At 70.3% G+C, this 21009-nt stretch carries 22 protein-coding genes; 6 read left to right on the forward strand and 16 right to left on the reverse strand.

The window, feature by feature from the left end:
- Positions 1 to 131: 131 nt before the first annotated feature.
- The 7 genes from BIV24_RS28715 to BIV24_RS28745 all read right to left on the reverse strand — a co-directional run bounded on the left by BIV24_RS28715 (position 132) and on the right by BIV24_RS28745 (position 6655).
- Positions 132 to 878: a DUF3159 domain-containing protein gene (locus tag BIV24_RS28715; protein WP_071369391.1), complete on the reverse strand. Its 747-nt coding sequence runs from the start codon at positions 876 to 878 to the stop codon at positions 132 to 134.
- Between the two features lie 3 nt (positions 879 to 881).
- Positions 882 to 1280, reverse strand: coding sequence for an OB-fold nucleic acid binding domain-containing protein (locus BIV24_RS28720; protein ID WP_079168609.1), 399 nt, complete (start codon positions 1278 to 1280; stop codon positions 882 to 884).
- Positions 1281 to 1395: 115 nt separating this feature from the next.
- A complete protein-coding gene (locus tag BIV24_RS28725; RefSeq protein WP_071369393.1) occupies positions 1396 to 2079 on the reverse strand; it encodes a response regulator in 684 nt (227 codons plus the stop codon).
- On the reverse strand, positions 2076 to 4619 hold the full coding sequence (locus BIV24_RS28730) for a sensor histidine kinase (RefSeq protein WP_071369394.1): 2544 nt from the start codon (positions 4617 to 4619) through the stop codon (positions 2076 to 2078). Before BIV24_RS28730 ends, BIV24_RS28725 begins: the two co-directional genes overlap by 4 nt.
- Positions 4620 to 4792: 173 nt before the next feature.
- The gene (locus tag BIV24_RS28735) at positions 4793 to 5557 is read right to left on the reverse strand and encodes a DUF3710 domain-containing protein (RefSeq protein WP_071369395.1); all 765 of its coding nucleotides are present in this window, start codon (positions 5555 to 5557) and stop codon (positions 4793 to 4795) included.
- Between the two features lies 1 nt (position 5558).
- The gene (dut, locus tag BIV24_RS28740; protein WP_071369396.1) at positions 5559 to 6074 is read right to left on the reverse strand and encodes a dUTP diphosphatase; all 516 of its coding nucleotides are present in this window, start codon (positions 6072 to 6074) and stop codon (positions 5559 to 5561) included.
- Positions 6071 to 6655 (reverse strand): PaaI family thioesterase, encoded by a 585-nt coding sequence (locus BIV24_RS28745; protein WP_071369397.1) that lies wholly within the window; start codon positions 6653 to 6655, stop codon positions 6071 to 6073. The genes dut and BIV24_RS28745 overlap by 4 nt, the downstream gene beginning before the upstream one ends.
- A gap of 58 nt (positions 6656 to 6713) precedes the next feature.
- Between BIV24_RS28745 and BIV24_RS28750 the strand changes: the two genes are divergently transcribed.
- Positions 6714 to 7175: a DUF3093 domain-containing protein gene (locus BIV24_RS28750; protein WP_071369398.1), complete on the forward strand. Its 462-nt coding sequence runs from the start codon at positions 6714 to 6716 to the stop codon at positions 7173 to 7175.
- A gap of 28 nt (positions 7176 to 7203) precedes the next feature.
- Here the strand turns inward: BIV24_RS28750 and BIV24_RS28755 are convergent, their stop codons facing one another.
- The 4 genes from BIV24_RS28755 to BIV24_RS28770 form a co-directional block, all read right to left on the reverse strand.
- Positions 7204 to 8103: a hypothetical protein gene (locus BIV24_RS28755; RefSeq protein ID WP_177198849.1), complete on the reverse strand. Its 900-nt coding sequence runs from the start codon at positions 8101 to 8103 to the stop codon at positions 7204 to 7206.
- A 13-nt stretch (positions 8104 to 8116) separates the two neighbouring features.
- A complete protein-coding gene (locus BIV24_RS28760) occupies positions 8117 to 8413 on the reverse strand; it encodes a DUF4193 domain-containing protein (protein WP_003993510.1) in 297 nt (98 codons plus the stop codon).
- A 388-nt stretch (positions 8414 to 8801) separates the two neighbouring features.
- A complete protein-coding gene (locus BIV24_RS28765) occupies positions 8802 to 10034 on the reverse strand; it encodes a sensor histidine kinase (protein ID WP_071369400.1) in 1233 nt (410 codons plus the stop codon).
- Positions 10035 to 10039: 5 nt separating this feature from the next.
- Entirely contained in the window at positions 10040 to 10693 is a 654-nt protein-coding gene (locus BIV24_RS28770) for a response regulator transcription factor (protein ID WP_071369401.1), read from the reverse strand.
- Positions 10694 to 11112: 419 nt separating this feature from the next.
- Here BIV24_RS28770 and BIV24_RS34655 point away from each other — a divergent pair, with 419 nt between their 5' ends.
- The gene (locus BIV24_RS34655) at positions 11113 to 11286 is read left to right on the forward strand and encodes a hypothetical protein (protein WP_177198850.1); all 174 of its coding nucleotides are present in this window, start codon (positions 11113 to 11115) and stop codon (positions 11284 to 11286) included.
- A gap of 102 nt (positions 11287 to 11388) precedes the next feature.
- Here BIV24_RS34655 and BIV24_RS28775 read toward each other — a convergent pair whose 3' ends face one another.
- Positions 11389 to 12207 (reverse strand): inositol monophosphatase family protein, encoded by an 819-nt coding sequence (locus BIV24_RS28775; protein WP_071369402.1) that lies wholly within the window; start codon positions 12205 to 12207, stop codon positions 11389 to 11391.
- Between the two features lie 8 nt (positions 12208 to 12215).
- Positions 12216 to 13343 carry a ferrochelatase gene (locus BIV24_RS28780; protein ID WP_071369403.1) on the reverse strand — a complete coding sequence of 376 codons (1128 nt, stop codon included), beginning with the start codon at positions 13341 to 13343 and terminating at the stop codon, positions 12216 to 12218.
- A gap of 171 nt (positions 13344 to 13514) precedes the next feature.
- On the opposite strand from BIV24_RS28780, the gene BIV24_RS28785 reads away from it, so the two are divergent.
- Positions 13515 to 14753: an MFS transporter gene (locus BIV24_RS28785; RefSeq protein WP_071369404.1), complete on the forward strand. Its 1239-nt coding sequence runs from the start codon at positions 13515 to 13517 to the stop codon at positions 14751 to 14753.
- A complete protein-coding gene (locus BIV24_RS28790) occupies positions 14713 to 16032 on the forward strand; it encodes a D-arabinono-1,4-lactone oxidase (RefSeq protein WP_071369405.1) in 1320 nt (439 codons plus the stop codon). The genes BIV24_RS28785 and BIV24_RS28790 overlap by 41 nt, the downstream gene beginning before the upstream one ends.
- On the opposite strand, the gene BIV24_RS28795 is transcribed toward BIV24_RS28790, so the two are convergent.
- The gene (locus tag BIV24_RS28795; RefSeq protein ID WP_071369406.1) at positions 15956 to 16750 is read right to left on the reverse strand and encodes a hypothetical protein; all 795 of its coding nucleotides are present in this window, start codon (positions 16748 to 16750) and stop codon (positions 15956 to 15958) included. The two genes, BIV24_RS28790 and BIV24_RS28795, sit on opposite strands and share 77 nt — an antisense overlap.
- Before the next feature lie 505 nt (positions 16751 to 17255).
- On the opposite strand from BIV24_RS28795, the gene sepH reads away from it, so the two are divergent.
- Entirely contained in the window at positions 17256 to 18287 is a 1032-nt protein-coding gene (gene sepH / locus BIV24_RS28800) for a septation protein SepH (protein WP_071369407.1), read from the forward strand.
- Positions 18288 to 18366: 79 nt separating this feature from the next.
- On the opposite strand, the gene BIV24_RS28805 is transcribed toward sepH, so the two are convergent.
- The gene (locus tag BIV24_RS28805) at positions 18367 to 19218 is read right to left on the reverse strand and encodes a sulfurtransferase (RefSeq protein WP_071369408.1); all 852 of its coding nucleotides are present in this window, start codon (positions 19216 to 19218) and stop codon (positions 18367 to 18369) included.
- 289 nt (positions 19219 to 19507) lie between these two features.
- Between BIV24_RS28805 and BIV24_RS28810 the strand changes: the two genes are divergently transcribed.
- Positions 19508 to 20311 carry a VOC family protein gene (locus tag BIV24_RS28810; RefSeq protein ID WP_071369409.1) on the forward strand — a complete coding sequence of 268 codons (804 nt, stop codon included), beginning with the start codon at positions 19508 to 19510 and terminating at the stop codon, positions 20309 to 20311.
- A 24-nt stretch (positions 20312 to 20335) separates the two neighbouring features.
- Here the strand turns inward: BIV24_RS28810 and BIV24_RS28815 are convergent, their stop codons facing one another.
- On the reverse strand, positions 20336 to 20986 hold the full coding sequence (locus BIV24_RS28815; RefSeq protein WP_071369410.1) for a thymidine kinase: 651 nt from the start codon (positions 20984 to 20986) through the stop codon (positions 20336 to 20338).
- Between the last annotated feature and the right edge of the window lie 23 nt (positions 20987 to 21009).

The raw sequence follows: 21009 nt of genomic DNA on the forward strand, positions 1-21009 counted from the left end.
CGGAAGCCCTCGTACTGGACGTACTTGGGCTTTCGGTCGGTGCGGCGAGTGGGGGTACCCCCTGCTCGAAGAGCTTGGGGGAGGCGTGCCGGGCGTCGCGACGGGGCAAACGTTGCCTGTTGCGGCACTAGCTAGGACTCCCGGCGGTGCCGCCCCGCGGCCTCCCGCTCCGTGACGGCGGCCTCCCGCTCCTTCGCGGCGGCCTCCTCGGCCTCCATCTCCGCGAACACATCGATCGGCGCGGGCGCCTTCGCCAGGAACACCCAGGTGAGCCACACGGCCAGCAGGAACGGCGGGATCTTCAACGCGACCAGGACCCAGCCCAGTTGCGCGGTGTTGGCCCACCAGTACAGCGGGAAGAGGATCATGCACTTGGCGAGCAGGATCAGGCCCCAGGCCCAACTGGCCTTCGCGTACGCCTTCTTGCGGCCCGGGTTGCGCGTGCGCCAGGAGAGGTTCTCCTTGAAGACCGGGCCGAGGATCAGACCGATCAGGGGGACGCCGGCGAGCGTGGTGACGATGTACGCCAGGGCCAGGCCCAGCGTGTAGAGCATGCCCGGCAGATAGAAGTCCTTGGCGTTGCCGGTCATCATCGCGAAGACGACGCCGAACACCACACCGAAGACACCACTGAAGGCGTGCTTGACGGTGTCCCTCTTCACGAGGCGGACCACCACCAGCAGCAGCGACACCACGAGCGCGGCGATCGCCGACCAGTGCAGGTCCTTGTTGATCGTGAAGATGGTGACGAAGAAGAGGCCGGGCACCACGGTCTCGACCATGCCCCGGACCCCACCGAACGCCTCGAAGAGCGCGGCCTCCGTCACCGCCCGCGAATCATGCTGGGCGTCTTCGGTCGGCTTCTCGAGTGACGTCACCGGCTACTCCCGTCCGAGCGGTCTGAGTTCGTACTTCGGATTGAACAGCACTCTGCGGCCCCGGCTCATCGAGATGCGGCCCGAAGCGATCAGCCTGCGCCCCGGCTCTATCCCCACGATGGAACGCCTGCCGAGCCACACCACGTCCAGGGCGGCCGAACCGTCGAACAGCTCGGCCTCCAGGGCCGGGACCCCGGCCCGCGGGCGCAGCGTGACCGTGCGCAAGGTACCAGTAACCGTGACGATCTGCCGGTCCTGGCAGTCGCCGATGCGGGTACAGCCCGCGGTCTCGGCGTCCTCCCGCAGCTCCTCCGACTCCAGGTCCTCCTGTGACGAGGACAGCCGGTCGAACATGCGCCGGAATCGGCCTGCCGGCTTGTCGGATCGAGGAACAGCACTCATACCGAAAGCCTACCGGGGTGCGCCGACACCGATGTACCCGCAGGACCGCACCCGGCTCACCCCCGGACCGGCCCACCCGTCACTCGTCCCACTTGCCTCGCATACCCCACTTGCCTCACTTGTCGAATCGGTACCCCATCCCCGGTTCCGTGATGAAGTGCCTCGGATGCGAAGGGTCCGTCTCCAGCTTGCGCCGCAGCTGGGCCATGTAGACCCGCAGGTAGTTCGTCTCCGTGCCGTATGACGGTCCCCACACCTCCTGAAGCAGCTGCTTCTGGCTGACGAGGCGGCCCGTATTGCGCACGAGGACCTCCAGCAGATGCCACTCCGTGGGGGTGAGGCGCACATCCTTCCCGGCCCGGTTGACCTTCTTCGCGACCAGGTCGACGGTGAACCCCTCGGTCTCCACGATCATTTCGTCCGTACCGCCCCCGGTCGGCTCGGCCCGGCGCACGGCAGCGCGGAGGCGGGCCAGCAGTTCGTCCATGCCGAAGGGCTTGGTGACGTAGTCGTCGGCGCCCGCGTCCAGCGCCTCGACCTTCTCGTCCGAGGAGTGGCGCGCGGACAGCACCAGGATCGGGACCCGTGTCCAGCCGCGCAGCCCCCTGATCACCTCGACGCCGTCCATGTCGGGCAGCCCGAGGTCGAGCACCACGACGTCGGGGTGGCGGGCGGCGGCGAGCTGGAGCGCGGTCGCGCCGTCGGGGGCCGCGTCGACCTCGTACTTGCGCGCCTTCAGGTTGATCACGAGGGCGCGTACGATCTGCGGCTCGTCGTCGACCACGAGCACCCGGGTCATGTGGTTTGCCTTTCTGGTTCGGCCAGTCGTGCGGGAGCGTGCGGGCTCGCCACGGCCCGGAGGGTGAGGACCATCGTGAGCCCGCCGCCAGGGGTGTCCTCGGCGTTCAGGGTGCCGCCCATGGCCTCGGCAAAGCCTCGGGCGACCGCGAGGCCGAGACCGACGCCGGCGCCGCGCGGGACGTCGCCGTAGCGCTGGAAGGGCTCGAAGATGCGCTCCTTCGCTTCGTCGGGCACGCCCGGGCCGCGGTCGACGACGCGGACCTCCACGCGGTCGGCGAGGGCGCTCGCAGAAACCAGCACAGGTGTTCCCAGGGGGCTGTACTTGACCGCGTTCTCGACGAGGTTGGCGACCGCGCGTTCCAGGAGCCCGGCGTCCACGGCGACCATCGGCAGGGTCTCCGGGATCTCCAGGTCCACGCTGTCCTCCGGCACCCCGCCGAGCGCCATGGGGACCACCTCGTCCAGGTCGATCTCGCGGATCAGCGGGGTCACGGTGCCGGTCTGAAGGCGTGACATGTCCAGCAGGTTGTCCACCAGGTGGTCGAGGCGGTCGGCGCCCTCCTCGATCGCCTCCAGCAGCTCGGCCTGATCCTCCTCCGACCACGCCACGTCGTCGGAGCGCAGGCTGGAGACCGCTGCCTTGATCGCCGACAGCGGCGTACGCAGATCATGGCTGACGGCCGCCAGCAACGCGGTACGGATGCGGTTGCCCTCGGCCAGCGCGCGGGCCTGTTCGGCCTCCTCCTGGAGCCGCCGACGGTCCAGGACCACTGCGGCCTGCGCGCCGAACGCGGCCAGCACCCGGCGGTCGGAGGCGGGCACGACCCGTCCGGACAGCGCCAGTGCCATGTGGTCGCCGACCGGCACGTCGACGTCCGCGTCCTCCGGCCGCGCGACGGGCGCACCCGGGCCCACGCTTCCCGCGCAGGTCCACGGGTCGACGTCGCTCGTCCGCTCCAGCAGTGCCACCGACTCCATACCGAAGGTCTCGCGCACCCGTTCCAGGAGGGCCTCCAGGCTGGTCTCGCCGCGCAGCACGCTGCCCGCCAGGAAGGAGAGGATCTCCGACTCGGCACGCAGCCTGGCCGCCTGATGGGTGCGCCGGGCGGCCAGGTCCACCACCGACGCCACCGACACCCCCACTCCGACGAAGATCGCGATGGCCACCATGTTCTGCGGGTCGGCGATCGTCAGCCGATGCAGCGGAGGTGTGTAGAAGTAGTTCAGCAGCAGGGAGCCGAACGCCGCCGAGGCGAGCGCCGGCAGGAGGCCGCCGAGCAGGGCCGCCGCCACGGTCAGCGCCAGGAACAGCAGCATGTCGTTGGCAAGGCCGAGGTGCACCGTGTTCAGCAGCAGCGCGAGGGCGACCGGGCCGGCCACGCCGACCAGCCAGCCCGCGATGATGCGCGAGCGGCCGAGGCGCGCGCCGCGGGCGACCGGCAGCCCGCGCCCCCTGGCGGCCTCCTCGTGAGTGACGATGTGCACGTCGAGGTCGGGACCCGATTCCCGCGCGACCGTGGCGCCCACACCGGGTCCGAAGACGTACTGCCAGGCCTTGCGGCGCGAGGAGCCGAGCACGATCTGGGTGGCGTTCACTCCGCGCGCGAAGTCGAGCAGTGCCGTGGGGATGTCGTCGCCGACCACGTGGTGGAAGGTGCCGCCGAGATCCTCGACCAGGGTGCGCTGGAGCGCCAGCTCCTTGGGCGAGGCCGAGGTCAGCCCGTCGCTACGGGCGATGTAGACAGCCATGACCTCGCCGCCGGCGCCCTTCTCCGCCAGCCGTACGGCCCGGCGGATCAGGGTCCGTCCTTCGGGGCCGCCGGTCAGCCCGACGACGATCCGCTCCCGCGAGCCCCAGATCGTCGACACCTTGTGCTGGCTGCGGTACTCGTTCAGGTACTCGTCGACCCGGTCGGCGACCCAGAGGAGGGCCAGCTCCCGCAGCGCGGTCAGATTCCCGGGCCGGAAGTAGTTCGACAGCGCGGCGTCGACCTTGTCGGGCGTGTAGATGTTCCCGTGCGCCATGCGCCGGCGCAGAGCCTGCGGCGACATGTCCACCAGCTCGATCTGGTCCGCGCGGCGCACCACCTCGTCGGGGACGGTCTCGCGCTGCCGTACGCCGGTTATCGCCTCCACGACGTCGCCGAGCGACTCCAGGTGCTGAATGTTGACCGTCGAGACCACGTCGATCCCCGCCGCCAGCAGTTCCTCGACGTCCTGCCAGCGCTTGACGTTGCGGGAGCCGGGCACATTGGTGTGGGCCAGTTCGTCCACCAGGGCGACGGCGGGGGCCCGACGCAGCACGGCGTCCACGTCCATCTCGGTGAAGACACTCCCGCGGTACTCCAGCGCCCTGCGCGGGATCTGTTCCAGGCCGTGCAGCATCACCTCGGTGCGGGGCCGGTCGTGGTGCTCCACGAAACCGATCACGCAGTCAGTGCCCCGTTCGACCCGGCGGTGCGCCTCGGACAGCATCGCGTAGGTCTTGCCCACACCCGGTGCCGCACCGAGGTATATCCGAAGCTTGCCGCGTCCCATAGCCTCATTGTCTTCCCGTCACAGCTGAGTACGCTGCGTCGACCTTACGGCCAATAATCACGGCAAAAGTGGCGGGAGCGCGCCCTGGGGCGTTCTTGACGGAACTCTGATGCAAAAGGCCGCACCCCTCGTCCGAGTGGTGCGGCCTGCTCAGTGTTACTGCCCTTGGGCTGTCAGCGAACCTCGGTGATCTCGGGTCCGCGCTGCAGCTGGCCCATGCCGCCGGAGAAGCGCGAAGTGCCCTCCTCCTCCTGCTGCACGCCCTCGGGAACCATCTGCGCGTCGTTCGGCAGCTTCAGGACGATCGGGTCGCGCGGCGCCATGGGGCCGTCGCCCCGGACCACGACCGTGTCCCGGAAGATCTGCTCCAGCAGGCCGGCGGCCTGCGGCTGCACGGCGCCCTGTCCGGAGATCACGCCTCGCAGGAACCAGCGGGGACCGTCCACACCGACGAACCGCACGACCTGGAAACCGCCCGTGCCGTCCGGCAGCTGTACCGGTACCTGCGCACGCAGCTCCCAGCCCAGCGGTCCCTCGACCTCGTCGACGATTCCGCCCTGCTGGGTGATACCGCCGGCGATCTCCTCGCGGACCTCGCCCCAGATGCCCTCGCGCTTGGGAGCGGCGAAGGCCTGCAGCTGGACGGCGCTGTCGTTCAGCACGACGGTCGCCGCGACGATCGCGTCGCCCGCGACCTCGACCCGCAGCTCCATGCCCTCGACCCCGGGAATGAACAGGCCACCCAGGTCCACCCGGCCCTCAGCGGGCTCACGGACCTCGGACCTGTCCCAGGGGCCGTCGGGGCGCGGCTCCGGTTCGAGCCTCACGCGCTCACGCTCGACCCCTTCGTCCGCCTCAGTGTCGACACCGTCGACGACCTGCTCGGCCTCGCGGGCCGCATCGTCGGCGGCATCCTTCTTGTTGCGACGTCCGAACACGTCACTGTCCTTCCCGGTCGGATACGACCGCAGCGTATCGATTCCCACCCGTTGTGCCGCCCACGGCGGCATGACCGCCGGTGGACCCGAAGCCCCCCTCGGCCCGAGCCGATTCGGGAAGTTCCGCGACCTCCTGGAAGCGGACCTTCTCGACCTGCTGGACGACCAGTTGGGCAATCCGGTCGAAGCGCTCGAACCGCACGGTCTCGCGCGGGTCGAGATTCACCACGATCACCTTGATCTCCCCACGGTACCCGGCATCAACCGTCCCCGGGGCATTCACGAGGGCGACACCACAGCGCGCGGCGAGGCCGGATCGCGGATGCACGAAGGCCGCGTACCCCTCGGGCAGTGCTATGGACACGCCCGTGGGCAGCACGGCCCGCTCACCGGGCCGCAGCTCGCAGCTTTCGGTGGTGCGCAGATCCGCTCCCGCGTCGCCGGGATGCTCGTACGACGGAAGCGGCACGTCGGGGTCGACACGCCGGATCAGCACGTTCAGGGGAGGACGGGTCACGGGTTCACCTCGAAGGCACGGGCGCGCCGGAGCTGGTCCGGGTCGTCCATCGCCGCCCGGATCTCCTGCGGACGGCCATTGTCGATGAAGTGGTCGACCTTCACCTCGATGAAGAGGGCCTGGGCACGAACCGCGACGGGCCCGTCGGGGCCGCCGATCCGCCCGGTCGCCCTCGAATAGATCTTCCGCCCCGCGACCGCTGTGACCTCGGCCTCCAGGTGCAGCACGGTGCCGACGGGCACGGGCTGCACGAAGTCGGTCTCCAGTCGGCCGGTCACCGCAATGGTGCGCAACAGCCAGTTCAGCGAGCCGAGGGTCTCGTCGAGGGCGGTGGCGAGGACGCCGCCATGGGCGAGGCCCGGCGCTCCCTGATGGGCGGGCTGCACGGTGAACTCGGCGGTCAGGGACACGCCCTCGCCGGCCCGCGCCTGGAGGTGCAGTCCGTGGGACTGCTCGCTCCCGCACCCGAAACACTGTTCATAGTGCGCGCCGAGCAGCTCGCCCGGTGCGGGTGCGTCGGGGTGCCGTATGGGCGCCGGGGCGTCGGCAGGAGGCATCAGAGCTGCGGAAGTACCACTCACAGCCGCAGACCTTACCCGCGCGCGAGCCCTACCCCTGCACCGTGCCAAGCTTGGCCCCATGCAACTCTCCGCGTCGCCGTACGAAGAACGCCTCACCACGCCCCGCAGCTGGTGGCTGATGTGCCTCATGATCGGCATCGCGATGGCCCTGATCCTCCTCCCCTTCGGCACGCTGCCGCTGCTGGGCGGACTGGTCGGCGGCACCGCGGTCTCGGCGGTCGTGGCCAGCTCGTACGGCTCCGTCCGCATCCGTGTGGTGGGCGACTCACTGATCGCGGGCGAGGCGAAGATCCCGGTGTCGGCCCTCGGTGACGCGGAGGTCCTGGACCGGGAGGAGGCCCGCGCCTGGCGCACCTACAAGACGCAGCCGCACGCCTTCATGCTCCTGCGCGCCTACATCCCGACGGCACTGAAGGTCGAGGTCACGGACCCGGCGGACCCGACCCCGTACCTGTACCTGTCGACGAGGGAACCGGAGCGTCTGGCGGCCGCGCTCGAGGCGGCCCGGGCCAAGGCATAGCGAGGGAAAAAGAGACCGGGCACAACGGTCAGGTGCCGAGCTCCAGGGGATGCTCGGGCTTCTCCAGCGGCGGCAGCTCGGGCAGTGCCTCCCACGGCACCTGGACCCGCCGCAGGTCCCTCCGGACACGCTCCGCGAGCCGCCTGGTGTCCCGCCGGTTCATGACCGCCCCCACCGCGGCACCCACCATGAACGGCATCAGATTCGGCAGATCCCGCACCATCCGCTTCATGATCTGCTGGCGCAGCTCCCGCTTCGTCTGCCCGCCCAGGGCCGAGTCGATCGTCGACGGTTTGGCCACGTCTATCCCGCGCTCGCCCGACCAGGACTTCAGATACGCGGTACTGCGCTGAGTGAGGCTTCCGGTCGGCCGCACCCCGTACACCTCGTGCAGTTCGGCGATCAGCTTCAGCTCGATCGCCGCGACACCGGTGATCTCCGTGGCCAGCTCGGTCGGCATGGCAGGCGGCATGGGCAGCATCGCCGCGGCGCCGATCCCCGCCCCGACCGTGGCCGTCGCCCCCGCAGCGCCCGCGACGAGCTTGTCCGCGAGTTCCTCTGGTCCGAGGCCGGGGAACTGTCTGCGGAGGGTCGCGAGGTCCCGCACGGGAATCCGCGGGGCCAGATCCATGATCCGGTCGGTGAGGTACGACAGCCCCGCCTTGGCACGGCTGCCGCCCTTGCGGACGCCCTCCCGGATTCCTTCCCGGACGGCGGCCGCACGGCGCCGTGCGGCAGGTGCGGGCGCATCGGCCGGCACCTTCGGCCCCACCGGGGCCGTGGGCATGGGTGCCGGTTCGAGCGAGGCCGCTCCCGTAGGGGAAAAGCCTCGCTCGTCGTCACGCACGCCGTGCGAGCCGTGGTACGGCTCGTGGTCCGCTGCCTTCCGTGGCAAGCGGCGCTTCCGGGGAGGGGTCGAGCCAGTCACGGCCGACCCCGCCTCAGTCGCAGTCGCGGCAGATCGGCTGACCGTTCTTCTCCCGGGCCAGCTGACTGCGGTGGTGCACCAGGAAGCAGCTCATGCAGGTGAACTCGTCCTGCTGCTTCGGCAGCACCCGGACGGCCAGCTCCTCGTTCGAGAGGTCGGCGCCCGGGAGTTCCAGGCCCTCGGCGGCCTCGAACTCGTCGACGTCAACGGCGGAGGCGGACTTGTCGTTCCGCCGAGCCTTCAGCTCTTCAAGGCTGTCGGAGTCGACATCGTCGTCGGTCTTGCGTGGAGTGTCGTAATCGGTTGCCATTTCGCTCTCCCCCTCTGGGTGTCTGCGGGTGTCTCCAGCGCACGTAACGCGTGAGAGGCCGGACTTGTGCCCGCCTCGAGGCGGAGATTTTGCCTCACATCAAGGTCTGTTACTCAATCGACACCCAACCGGACTCCTCAAGAGTGATCGGGTTGGATGGCGAACCGGACCGTACACGGTCCCCGTGCCGCATTTCAAAGGCATCTCATCGTCTACTTCCCGTGATCAAGCCCCTGGAAAACCCGGATTTTCCCGGCATAGAGGACCATGTGAGATCACGGAGAGTGGATGGCCGCAATCACGTACTTGTGATCGATCACACACGGACCGACCGGGTCCGGAACCCGGAAATTCCGCACACAGCGAACACGACCGGGTCATGACGGTCTCAAAGAGGCAGGGTAACTCGCATCACGAGTCCACCCCCCTCACGGGGCTGCGCGGTGATGTGGCCGCCGTGGGCGCGCGCCACGGACCGCACGATGGACAGGCCGAGGCCGACGCCCTTGTCGCTGCCCGTGCGCTCGTTACGCAGCCGTGTGAAGGGCTCGAAGAGGTTGTCGATCTCGTATGCGGGGACCACCGGGCCGGTGTTCGAGACCAGCAGGACCGCCTGGCCGTGCTGGACCTCGGTCGTCACCTCCACCCAGCCGCCCTCCGGGACGTTGTAGCGCACCGCGTTCTGGACGAGATTCAGGGCGATCCGCTCCAGCAGGACGCCATTGCCCTGGACGACCGCCGGAGAGCGTTCGCCGCGGATCTCGACCCCCTTGGCCTCCGCCTCGGCGTTCACCTGGTCGACGGCCTGGGAGGCGACCTCGGCGAGGTCGACGGGCTTGCGCTCGACGATCTGGTTGTCGCTGCGGGCGAGCAGCAGTAGCCCTTCCACGAGTTCCTCGCTGCGCTCGTTGGTGGCCAGCAGTGTCTTGCCGAGCTGCTGCAGCTCGGCCGGAGCCCCCGGGTCGGAGAGGTGCACCTCCAGGAGCGTGCGATTGATCGCGAGGGGGGTGCGCAGCTCGTGCGAGGCGTTGCCGACGAACCGCTGCTGGGCCGTGAAGGCCCGCTGCAGCCGCTCCAGCATGTCGTCGAAGGTGTCCGCCAGCTCCTTCAGCTCGTCGTCCGGGCCGTCCAGCTCGATGCGGCGGGACAGGTCCGAGCCGGCCACCGCGCGCGCCGTGCGAGTGATCCGGCCCAGCGGCGACAGCACGCGCCCGGCCATGGCGTACCCGAAGGCGAAGGCGATCACGGCGAGGCCGAGCAGGGCCAGCAGCGAGCGGCTGAGCAGGTTGTCCAGGGCGTGCTGGCGCTGCACGTTCGCGCAGGCGTTCAGGGCGTCGTTGAGCTCGCTCGCCGACGGGCGGGACGGCAAGTTGCAGTTGTCGCTGATGACCTGACCCGAGATGATCTTGAACGGTAGTTCGCTGCCCACGTTCAGCGCATGCGCCGCGAACAGGTAGATGATCGACAGCAGCAGGATGCCCGCGATCAGGAACATGCCGCCGTACAGCAGCGTGAGCCGTATACGGATGGTCGGGCGCAGCCAGGGGAACGGGGGTTCCGTCCTGCGGGGGGCCCAGGTGGGCTTGGGTGGCGCCGTGGGGGGTGCGGGGGTCGTGGCCACGGTTATCAGATCCGGTATCCGGAGCCGGGCACGGTGACGATGACCGGAGGCTCGCCGAGCTTGCGGCGCAGGGTCATGACCGTCACGCGTACGACGTTGGTGAACGGGTCCGTGTTCTCGTCCCAGGCCTTCTCCAGAAGCTGCTCGGCCGAGACGACGGCGCCCTCGCTGCGCATGAGGACTTCCAGGACGGCGAACTCCTTGGGCGCGAGCTGGACCTCCCTGCCCTCGCGGAAGACCTCGCGGCGGTTGGGGTCGAGCTTGATGCCGGCGCGCTCCAGGACGGGCGGCAGCGGCACGCTCGTACGCCTCCCGAGGGCACGCACGCGCGCGATGAGCTCGCTGAACGCGAACGGCTTGGGGAGATAGTCGTCGGCACCGATCTCCAGGCCTTCCACACGGTCACTGACGTCGCCCGACGCGGTGAGCATCAGCACGCGGGTGGGCATGCCGAGCTCGACGATCTTGCGGCAGACGTCGTCTCCGTGCACGAGCGGGAGGTCGCGGTCGAGGACGACCACGTCATAGTCGTTGACGCCGATGCGCTCCAGGGCGGCCGCACCGTCGTACACGACGTCGACGGCCATGGCCTCCCGGCGCAGTCCGGTGGCCACCGCATCGGCGAGCAGCTGCTCGTCCTCGACGACGAGTACGCGCACGTCTTGGTCCTTCCTCTGTGCACCCGCGCAGCCCGATTGCGTAGCCCACGGGCAGGTCTGTCTGGATGATGAACTCCATCCTGCCCTTTTCGACCATAAACCGGCTGTAAGAGGGGGTGGGAGGGCCCGAGAGAAGCGGGTCGCCTGCCCGGGAACGGAAAATTTTCTCGTGCTGTCGAGGTTTCCTCGGAAGGAAGCGGGGGGAGGACGGCTTTACACCCCGCGATCACGCTCTGCGTGTGGCACACCACTGTGTGGTCGGTCACTCGTCGCTTCCCCGCAGGGCGGGAGCGTGGGTGTCCGGCACTGTCGCCGCCCAGCCGGGCAGCGCGCTGGGCGCCCAGCGGAGACGTGATCGCCCCTCCCGAACGGCACACCCCCGTGCCACCGACCCACGACCCAGGACGAGGGGGCGCAGCATGGACGCATTCACCACAGGACTTCTGCAGCGCATACGGGCTACCGAGTCCGACCTGACGCGGGCCCGTGAAACCGGCGACGACTTCCTCGTGGAGGTCGAGCAGTCGGAACTCGACGATCTGCACCGCCTTGCCGCCGAGCACGGTGTGGAAGTCGGCGCGACCCGCGTCTGAGCATCCCGCAGAGCACGAAGCGGGGCCCCGGCAGATCCAGGCCGGGGCCCCGCTTCGTGCGGCGGCGCGTGGGACCGGTGCCCGGTCCCACGCACACGGCCGTCAGTCGTGCCATGCCCCCAGTTCGTCCAGGCGGGCCTGGAGCCGCTCGAAGAGGCCCGGCGGGGCCGCGATCGCCAGGGCCGGGGAGAGCGGCTCTCCGGGGCGGCCGCCGGTCAGGGCGCCCGCCTCGCGGGCGATCAGATCGCCCGCCGCGTAGTCCCAGGGGTTCAGCCCCCGCTCGTAGTACGCGTCCAGACGGCCCGCCGCCACGTCGCACAGGTCGATCGCGGCGGAGCCGCCCCGGCGGATGTCCCGTACCTCGGGGATCAGCCGGTGGGCGACCTCGGCCTGGTGGACCTTGCGCTCGGTGAGATAGCCGAAGCCGGTGCCCACGAGGGCGAGGCCCAGCTCGGACGCGGGGCGCACGCGGGCGGGGCGGTCGTTCAGGAACGCCCCCTGCCCCTTGACGGCCCGGAAGGTCTCCCCGCGCATGGGCGCGTGGACCACCCCGACGAGCGTCTCCCCGTCCTTGCGGGCCGCGATCGAGATCGCCCAGCTGGGCAGCCCGTACAGGTAGTTGACGGTGCCGTCGATCGGGTCGATCACCCACTCGACGCCGCTGCTGCCCTCGACGCTGGCCCCTTCCTCGCCGAGCAGGCCGTCGTCCGGCCGGCGGCCGGCGAGCAGGTCGGTGATCAGCTTTTCGGCTGCGATGTCCATCTCGGTGACGACATCGATGGCGCTGGACTTGGTGGCGGCCACGCCGAGGTCCTCGGGGCGCCCGTCGCGCAGGAAGGCGCCCGCGTGGCTCGCGGCCTCCAGCGCGATCTCCAGGAGTTCTGCCGTCAGCCGCTCGGACGGCTCGGACTGCTCGCTCACGGTGCTCCTCACGCGTACGGGCTGTCGGCGCCCGCGACGGCGGGCTTGGGGGTGCGGGCCGGGCAGCAGCCCACCGGACAGACCTGGTGGCTCGGGCCCAGGGTGCCGAGGGCGCACGGGGTGACCTGCTGTCCGCGCTCGACGGCGGCGCGCTCGACGACCATGTCGCGGACCGCGGCGGCGAACCGCGGGTCGGCGCCCACGGTCGCGGAGCGGCGCACCGGCAACCCCAGCTCCTCGGCCTTCGCCGCGGCCTCCGTGTCGAGGTCGTACCGCACCTCCATGTGGTCCGAGACGAACCCGATGGGCGCCATCACGACCGCCGGGACCCCGGCGCCGTGCAGTTCCTCCAGGTGGTCGCAGATGTCCGGCTCCAGCCACGGGATGTGCGGGGCACCGGAGCGGGACTGGTAGACGAGCTGCCAGGGGTGGTCGACGCCGGTCTTCTCGCGCACGGCGTCGGCGATCAGCTTCGCCACGTCCAGGTGCTGCCGGACATACGCCCCACCGTCCCCGTGGCCCTCGACCGGGCCGGAGGTGTCCGCCGCGGAGTTCGGGATGGAGTGCGTGGTGAAGGCGATGTGCGCGCCGGCCCGGACATCCTCGGGGAGGTCGGCCAGGGACTTCAGGACGCCCTCGGTCATCGGCTCCACGAAGCCCGGGTGGTTGAAGTAGTGCCGCAGCTTGTCGATCCGCGGCAGCTCCAGGCCTTCACCCTCCAGGGCGGCCAGGGCTCCCGCGAGATCCTCGCGGTACTGGCGGCAGCCCGAGTAGGACGCGTATGCGCTGGTGGCGAGGACCAGGATGCGTCGGTGGCCGTCGTCGACCATCTCGCGCAGCGTGTCGGTCACATACGGCGCCCAGTTGCGGTTGCCCCAGTAGACGGGGAGGTCGAGGCCGTGTGCCGCGAAGTCCTTGCGCAGGGCGTCCAGCAGGGCGCGGTTCTGGTCGTTGATGGGGCTGACCCCGCCGAAGCGGAAGTAGTGCTGCCCCACCTCCTTCAGTCGCTCCCTGGGGATGCCCCGGCCCCGTGTCACGTTCTCCAGGAACGGGACCACGTCGTCCGGGCCCTCCGGGCCTCCGAACGAGAGGAGCAGCAGGGCGTCGTACGGGCTGGCATCGAGTGCGTCGGGCATGTCTACGATCCTGCCACCCGTCACCGACAGCTCGCCGCGCCCGCCGACGGCGGGCCGCCGATGGCCGCTTCGAACACTGGTGCAGGGACGCCGATCCGCATACGTTACGGTTTGCCAGACTCGTAAGGCACATGCCGCGTTTGACGCCTTACCGGATGCATCGGAGACCCCGTGGCCAGCCCTTACCGCGCCCTGTTCGCCGCCCCCGGCTCCAAGGGTTTCTCCGCCGCAGGCTTCCTCGGCCGGATGCCGCTGTCGATGATGGGCATCGGCGTGGTGACGATGATCTCCCAGCTCACCGGGCGCTACGGGCTCGCGGGCGCGCTCTCGGCCACCATCGCGCTGTCCGCCGCCGTGATCGGCCCGCAGATCTCGCGCCTGGTGGACCGCTACGGGCAACGGCGGGTGCTGCGCCCGGCTTCGCTCGTCGCGCTGGCCGCGGCCGCCGGGCTGCTCCTGGCCGCCCATTTCTCCCGGCCGGACTGGGTGCTGTTCGCATGCGCGGCGGGAATCGGCGCGGTGCCGAGCCTCGGTGCGATGATCCGGGCCCGCTGGGCGGCCGTGTACGGGGGTACCCCGCAGTTGCACACCGCCTACTCCTTCGAGTCGGTGGTGGACGAGGTCTGCTTCATCTTCGGACCGATCATCTCCATTGCCCTGTCCACGAGTTGGTTCCCGGAGGCCGGACCCCTGCTGGCCGCGGGGTTCCTCGCGGTGGGCGTCTTCTGGCTCACCGCTCAGCGCGCCACCGAGCCCGAGCCGCATCCGCGTGAGCGGCACGGCGGCAGAACAGCGCTGAGCTCCCCCGGACTCCAGGTCCTGGTGGCCGCGTTCGTGGCAACCGGAACGATCTTCGGCTCGATCGACGTGGTGACCGTCGCCTTCGCGGAGGAACAGGGTCACAAGGCGGCCGCGAGCGTCGTTCTGGCGCTGTATGCGGCAGGTTCTTGTCTGGCCGGCTTGGTCTTCGGGCTGCTGCGCTTGTCAGGGGCGCCGGAACGCAGGTGGCTGCTGGGCATCTGTGCGATGGCCCTGAGTATGATCCCCCTCCTACTGGTCGGAAACCTGCTGTTTCTGGCCGTGGCGCTGTTCGTTGGGGGCCTGTCCATCGCACCCACGATGATCACGACGATGGGTCTCATCGAGCGGCACGTACCACGCGCGAATCTGACCGAGGGAATGACCTGGGTGTCCACCGGGCTCGCGGTCGGGGTCGCGATCGGCTCCTCCATCGGCGGCTGGGTGATCGACGCCGCCGGTGCGGAAGCCGGGTACGGGGTTCCGGTGTTGTCCGGGGCCGTCGCGGCCGCGGTCGGTTTCCTCGGGTATCGCCGGCTGGTCAGGCCGGTTCCGCAGCGGGGAGGGTCCCATGAGCACCACACTGAGCGGGAAGAGCGGCACGTGGCGTAACTGGGCGGGGAATGTCACCGCCCGGCCCGTACGGGAGGTCACGCCCGCCTCGGTCGAGGAACTCTCCGCCGCCGTGCGCAGAGCGGCCGAGGACGGCCTCAAGGTGAAGGCGGTCGGCACCGGGCACTCCTTCACGGCCGCCGCCGCGACCGACGGCATGTTGATACGCCCTCAACTGCTGAGCGGCATACGCAAGATCGATCGTGAGGCCGGCACGGTCACGGTCGGGGCGGGCACCTCGCTCAAGAGACTCAATGTGGCGCTCGCGCGCGAGGGGCTGTCGCTCACGAACATGGGCGACATCATGGAGCAGACGGTCTCCGGCGCCACCAGCACCGGCACGCACGGCACCGGCCGCGACTCGGGCTCGATCGCCGCTCAGATCAAGGAAATCGAGCTGGTGGCGGCGGACGGCTCGGTGCTCACCTGTTCCGAGAAGGAGAACCCGGACGTCTTCACGGCCGCCCGCATCGGCCTCGGCGCCCTGGGGATCATCACCGCGATCACCTTCGCGGTGGAGCCGGTCTTCCTGCTCACGGCCCGTGAGGAGCCGATGCCCTTCGAGAAGGTCGTCGCCGAGTTCGACGAACTGTGGGCGGAGAACGAGCACTTCGAGTTCTACTGGTTCCCGCACACCGGCAACACCAGCACCAAGCGCAACAACCGCAGCACCGGCCCCGAGAAGCCGGTGGGGCAGCTGAGCGGATGGTTCGAGGACGAGTTCCTCTCCAACGGCGCCTTCCAGGTGGCCAACTGGGTCGGCCGCGCCGCGCCCGCCACCATCCCGCCGATCGCCCGGATCTCCAGCCGCGTCCTGTCGGCCCGTACATATACCGACATTCCCTACAAGATCTTCACTTCTCCGCGCCGGGTGCGATTCGTGGAGATGGAGTACGCCGTCCCGCGCGAGGCCCTGCCGGAGACGCTGCGCGAACTCAAGGCCATGATCGAGCGCTCGAATCTGCGCGTCAGCTTCCCCGTGGAGGTCCGTACCGCCCCGGCCGACGACATCACGCTCTCCACCGCGTCCGACCGGGACAGCGCCTACATCGCCGTACACATGTTCCGCGGTACGCCTTATCAGGCATACTTCACCGCCGCCGAGCGGATCTTCACGGCGCACGAGGGACGCCCGCACTGGGGCAAGGTCCACACGCGCGACGCGGAGTACTTCGCCGGGGTGTATCCGCGGTTCGGCGAGTTCACCGCCCTGAGGGACCGCCTGGACCCGGATCGGCGCTTTGGGAACGACTACCTGCGTCGGGTGCTGGGGTCGTAGCCGACGCGTCGGGCGTGGGCGTCGAGGTCGGCGCCGCACCGCCGGAGCCTGCGTGCGAACCCCTCGTGGCGCCGGGCGCCGGGCTCTCGGTCGCGCCGGCGCCACCGGTCCGGGGGGTCGCTGCGGTCTTACCGCCCCCGGGTGGCGTGCTCCCCGAGGAAGGACTGCCCGATGACGCACCGGTGCCGTGCGACGGCGTCCATGAGGGCGACGGAGAGGTGTCCGGCTTCGCAGGCGCCTTGTCCTGGCCGGTCAGGACGTCGCGGACCGTGGTGCTCGAACCGCCGCTGAAGCTGTTGCCCGACGCCAGTTCGTACGTGGTGATCCCGGCCATGGCGACACCGAAGACGACGGCGGCGGCGACCACCGGCCGCCTCCAGCTCTTGACCCGGGCGCGGTAGACGGTGCCCTCGGTGAACTCCCCCAAGGCCACCGGCTGCTGCTCCTCGCGGGGCTTGGTGTGCACGGTCACGTCGCGTATCTGCTCGCCGGTCCGCCTGAAGACGTGCTGGAAGACCGAACCGCCGCAGGTGGCGACGACGCTGACCACGCCCGCACCCAGAATCGTCCCGTAAACGCCGAAGTAGGAGGCGAGTTTGGCGGCCACCACCGCAGCCACGGCGCTCCCCGCCACCTGAGGAACACTCAGATCCAGCCGCTTCTTCTTGCCGGCCTCCCTCGCTTCCGCATCCGCACCGCCGTCCGGTTTCTCGCGCATCCCCGGAGCCTGCCTGCCTTTCCCGTCCGTGATCGTCCACACATGAACGCCGGGGGTCGAGCGCGATCGCCCGACTGCCCAGGAATGGGGACGTATGACCGAAACGAATAGTTCCGTTTCTGGCGATTCGGTGAAGTGCACCACGTTTCACGGGCGCGAAAACGACACATCGCGGCCGACCCGGACCCCTCGTCAGAAGTTGGGCGGCGCGCCAAGCCACGCAGGTGGCCCAAATGGAGTACTGTTGCGAACCCTGGGTCCGGCCTCCCGCCAGGGTGTCCGGGGTCTTGCTGGAGCGCCGGGAGGGGGCTAGTTGCACAGGGTGACGGAGTTTGTCACTTAGCGTTGCGAATAGGTAACCGTGCCATAACGGCGATCCAGGGCCCGTGCCCGACACGCCGGGCAACTCGGCAAGGTTGTGGCAGGCTGCAGCCGGGCAGGCCACACTCGACTAGCGGAAGCAGCGACGCACGTGACGTCGGCAGGCACCACCCGGGAGGTCCCCATGCCCGAACTGCGTGTCGTGGCCGTCTCCAATGACGGCACACGGCTGGTGCTGAAGGCTGCGGACAGCACGGAGTACACGCTTCCGATCGACGAACGGCTCCGGGCCGCCGTGCGCGGCGACCGCCCCCGCCTCGGCCAGATCGAGATCGAGGTGGAGAGCCATCTCCGCCCACGGGACATCCAGGCGCGGATACGTGCCGGTGCTTCCGCCGAAGAGGTCGCCCAGCTTGCCGGGATCTCCGTCGACCGCGTACGCCGCTTCGAGGGCCCCGTCCTGGCCGAGCGTGCCTTCATGGCCGAGCGGGCCCGTAAGACGCCGGTGCGTCGGCCGGGCGAGAACACCGGTCCCCAGCTCGGCGAGGCCGTTCAGGAGCGTCTGCTGCTCCGCGGCGCCGAGAAGGAAACCGCCCAGTGGGACTCCTGGCGTCGTGACGACGGCACCTGGGAGGTGCTGCTCGTCTACCGGGTGGCCGGTGAGCCGCACTCGGCGAGCTGGACCTACGACCCGCCCCGGCGGCTCGTCCAGGCCGTCGACGACGAGGCCCGCTCGCTGATCGGCGAGTCCGACGACCTCGCGGCGTCCGAGCCGAGCCACCCCTTCGTGCCGCGGATCGCGCGCCTGCCGCGCGAGGGCCGGCTGGACCGCGCCCTGGAGCGCCAGATCGAGCGGCCCGTCCTGCCGGCGCAGTCGCCCGAACCCGCGGAGGAGAGCACCGGCGAGCGCGACTCCCTCACCAGCCTCCTGGAGGCGGTACCGAGCTTCCGCGGCGACATGGTGGTGCCCGAGCGGCCCGCGGAACCGCAGGAGGAGCCCGCTCAAGAGCCCGAGACGGAGGAGCCTCCCGCGGCCTCGGCCGGTTCCGCGTACGCGGACATCCTCATGCCGCGCACGGTCGCCAGCCATCGGGACCGTCTGGTCGGCGCGACGGACCGCCAGGCCGAGGCGGACGGCGTCCGCCCGGGCCGCAGGGCGGCGGTCCCGAGCTGGGACGAGATCGTGTTCGGGACGCGCCGCAAGAAGCAGGAGTAGCGGGAGCAGCCAAGCGAACCGCAGGATCTTCCGGAACAAGGACGGGGTCCACGCCGCGATGGCGTGGACCCCGTCGCGTTCACTGAGGGTCGGGGCCCACCGCGACCGGACGATGGGCGTCCGCCGACCACTCCGACCACGACCCCACATACAGCGCGGCCGGGATCCCCGCGTGAGCGAGCGCCAGCACCTCGTGCGCCGCGGAGACGCCCGATCCGCAGTACACGCCCACCTCGGTGCCCTCCGCCGCGCCGAACGCCTTGAAGCGTTCGGCGAGTTCGGCTGCGGGCAGGAAGCGGCCGGTACCGGTCACGTTCTCCGCCGTCGGCGCCGACACCGCCCCCGGGATGTGACCGCCCACGGGATCGATCGGCTCGACCTCGCCCCGGTAGCGCTCACCGGCCCGCGCGTCCAGGAGGAGCCCGGTGCGGGCGAGCGCCGCGGCTCCGTCGGCGTCCAGAAGCCGCAGGGCGCCGGGCATGGGCTCGAAGTCGCCGGCGTCGGGCTCCTCGGCGCCGGTGGCCAGCGGCCCGTCCCAGGCGGTCAACCCGCCGTCGAGTACTCGTACGTCCGGGTGACCCGTCCAGCGCAGCATCCACCACGCACGTGCCGCGGCCCAGCACTGCCCACCGTCGTACACGACGACCGGCCGGTCCAGGGAGACGCCTGCGGCTCGCACGGCCGCGCCGAAGTGCTCCGTGTCGGGCAGCGGATGCCGTCCGGCGGAACTCGGCGGGCCCGCGAGATCGGCGTCCAGATCCACGAAGACGGCTCCCGGGATGTGCCCGGCCGCATGGGCGGCACGGCCGTCGAAGGGAGCGGCGCCGGCCGCCTTCGCGGCGGTCAGCTGCCAGCGGACGTCCAGGAGCGTGGGCGGCTTCGGTCCCGCCAAGTCGCTCGCGAGTTCGGATGCGGAGATGATGGCCTTCATGGCGCTCATCCTTGCGCATGGGGTGGCCGCGGCGCCTACGTCCGGCTACGCTGCCCCGCCGGGCAGGCTCGATCACTCCGTGTACGGGATCGGGCACATGGTGTACGGCCTACGGATGCGACACGGCATGCACGCGGAAACGGGTGCGGAACGGCATCCTCCGGTCGCTGGGGACCGCGCGGCGACGCGACCGGTACGGGCACGGAACGTGCACCTGCGCGTGCGCGGCGCAGGTGCACGCAGGCGGACGCTGGACGGCCGCCACGAGGGGCCGAGGAGAGACTGACCGATGACCGAGGCACGGGAGCCGGCGAGGCTGAAGGGCACCACGCACGTTCGGCACGCACCCGGCACACCGTGCTGGGTGAGTCTGATGGTGCACGACATGGACGCGACCCAGGAGTTCTACCGGGCGCTGTTCGGCTGGAGGTTCCGGCCGGGACCGCAACACCTCGGGCCGTACGTGCGGGCCGTGCTGGACGACTACCAGGTGGCGGGCATCGGCCAGCTGCCGCCGGATCGCCATCTGCCGATCGCCTGGACGCCCTACCTCGGCTCGGACGCCGTGGACGTGACCGCCGAGGCGATACAGAGCTGTGGCGGAACGGTGGGGGTCGGTCCCCTGGACGCGAACGACGCCGGGCGGCTGGCGATCGCCTGCGACCCGGTGGGCGCGGTGTTCGGCATCTGGCAGGCAGCCGCACACCTCGGCACGGGCCTGTCGGGCGTCCCCGGCACTCCGGTCTGGTACGAGCTGCTCACCTACGACACAGCGAGTGTCGCCAAGTTCTACCGGACCGTCTTCGGCTACGCGGAGGAGCCGGTCGTCTCCGCGGACTTCGACTACATCACCCTGCACATCGAGGGGCGTCCGGTCGCCGGCATCCATGGCGTCGGCCATGACCTGCCCCGTGACCAGGGCCCGCACTGGATGACGTACTTCGAGGTCGCGGACGTCGACGCATCGGCCGAGCGGGTCACCGAGCTGGGCGGGCACACCGTGCATCCCCCGTGCAACACGGCCCTGGGCCGCATGGTCACGGTGGCGGACCCGGAAAACGCGGTGTTCTCGGTGGTCAGCCGGTTCGACTGACCCTTCGGGCGAACCGGTGGGGCGTCAGATGGACGACACCGGCAGTACGTCCGGGGAGAGAGCCGCCGCGCGGGCCGTGGCGGCCGTCATACGGCGCCGGTGGTGGCGGCGGCACAGGACCTCGTAGCCGACCTCGTCCACGGACTGGTGGACGTCGCCGACGACGACCTGGGCGCCCTCGACCACCATCTCGCCGCCGATGGTGCGGGCGTTGTGCGTGGCGCGGGCACCGCACCAGCACAGGGCCTCCACCTGGAGGACCTCGACGCGGTCGGCCAGTTCCACCAGGCGCTGCGATCCGGGGAAGAGCTTGGTGCGGAAGTCGGTCGTGATACCGAAGGCGTAGACGTCGAGGCCGAGGTCGTCGACCACCCTGGCCAGCTGGTCTATCTGCTCCGGTGCCAGGAACTGCGCCTCGTCCGCGATCACGTAGTCCGCGCGCTTGCCCTGGGAGAGGTGGTCGACGAGGTACGCGTACAGGTCCTGCCCCTCCACCACCTCCACGGCGTCCGTGACCAGGCCGAGCCGCGAGGAGAGCTTGCCCTCGCCGGCCCGGTCGTTGCGGGTGAGGATCATGCCCTGCAGCCCCCGGGCGGAGCGGTTGTGCTCGATCTGGAGGGCCAGCGTCGACTTCCCGCAGTCCATCGTTCCGGAGAAGAACACCAGCTCGGGCATGGGGGGGTGAGGACCTTTCGGGG

This window comes from Streptomyces colonosanans, from assembly GCF_001866645.1.
Taxonomy (GTDB): domain Bacteria; phylum Actinomycetota; class Actinomycetes; order Streptomycetales; family Streptomycetaceae; genus Streptomyces; species Streptomyces colonosanans.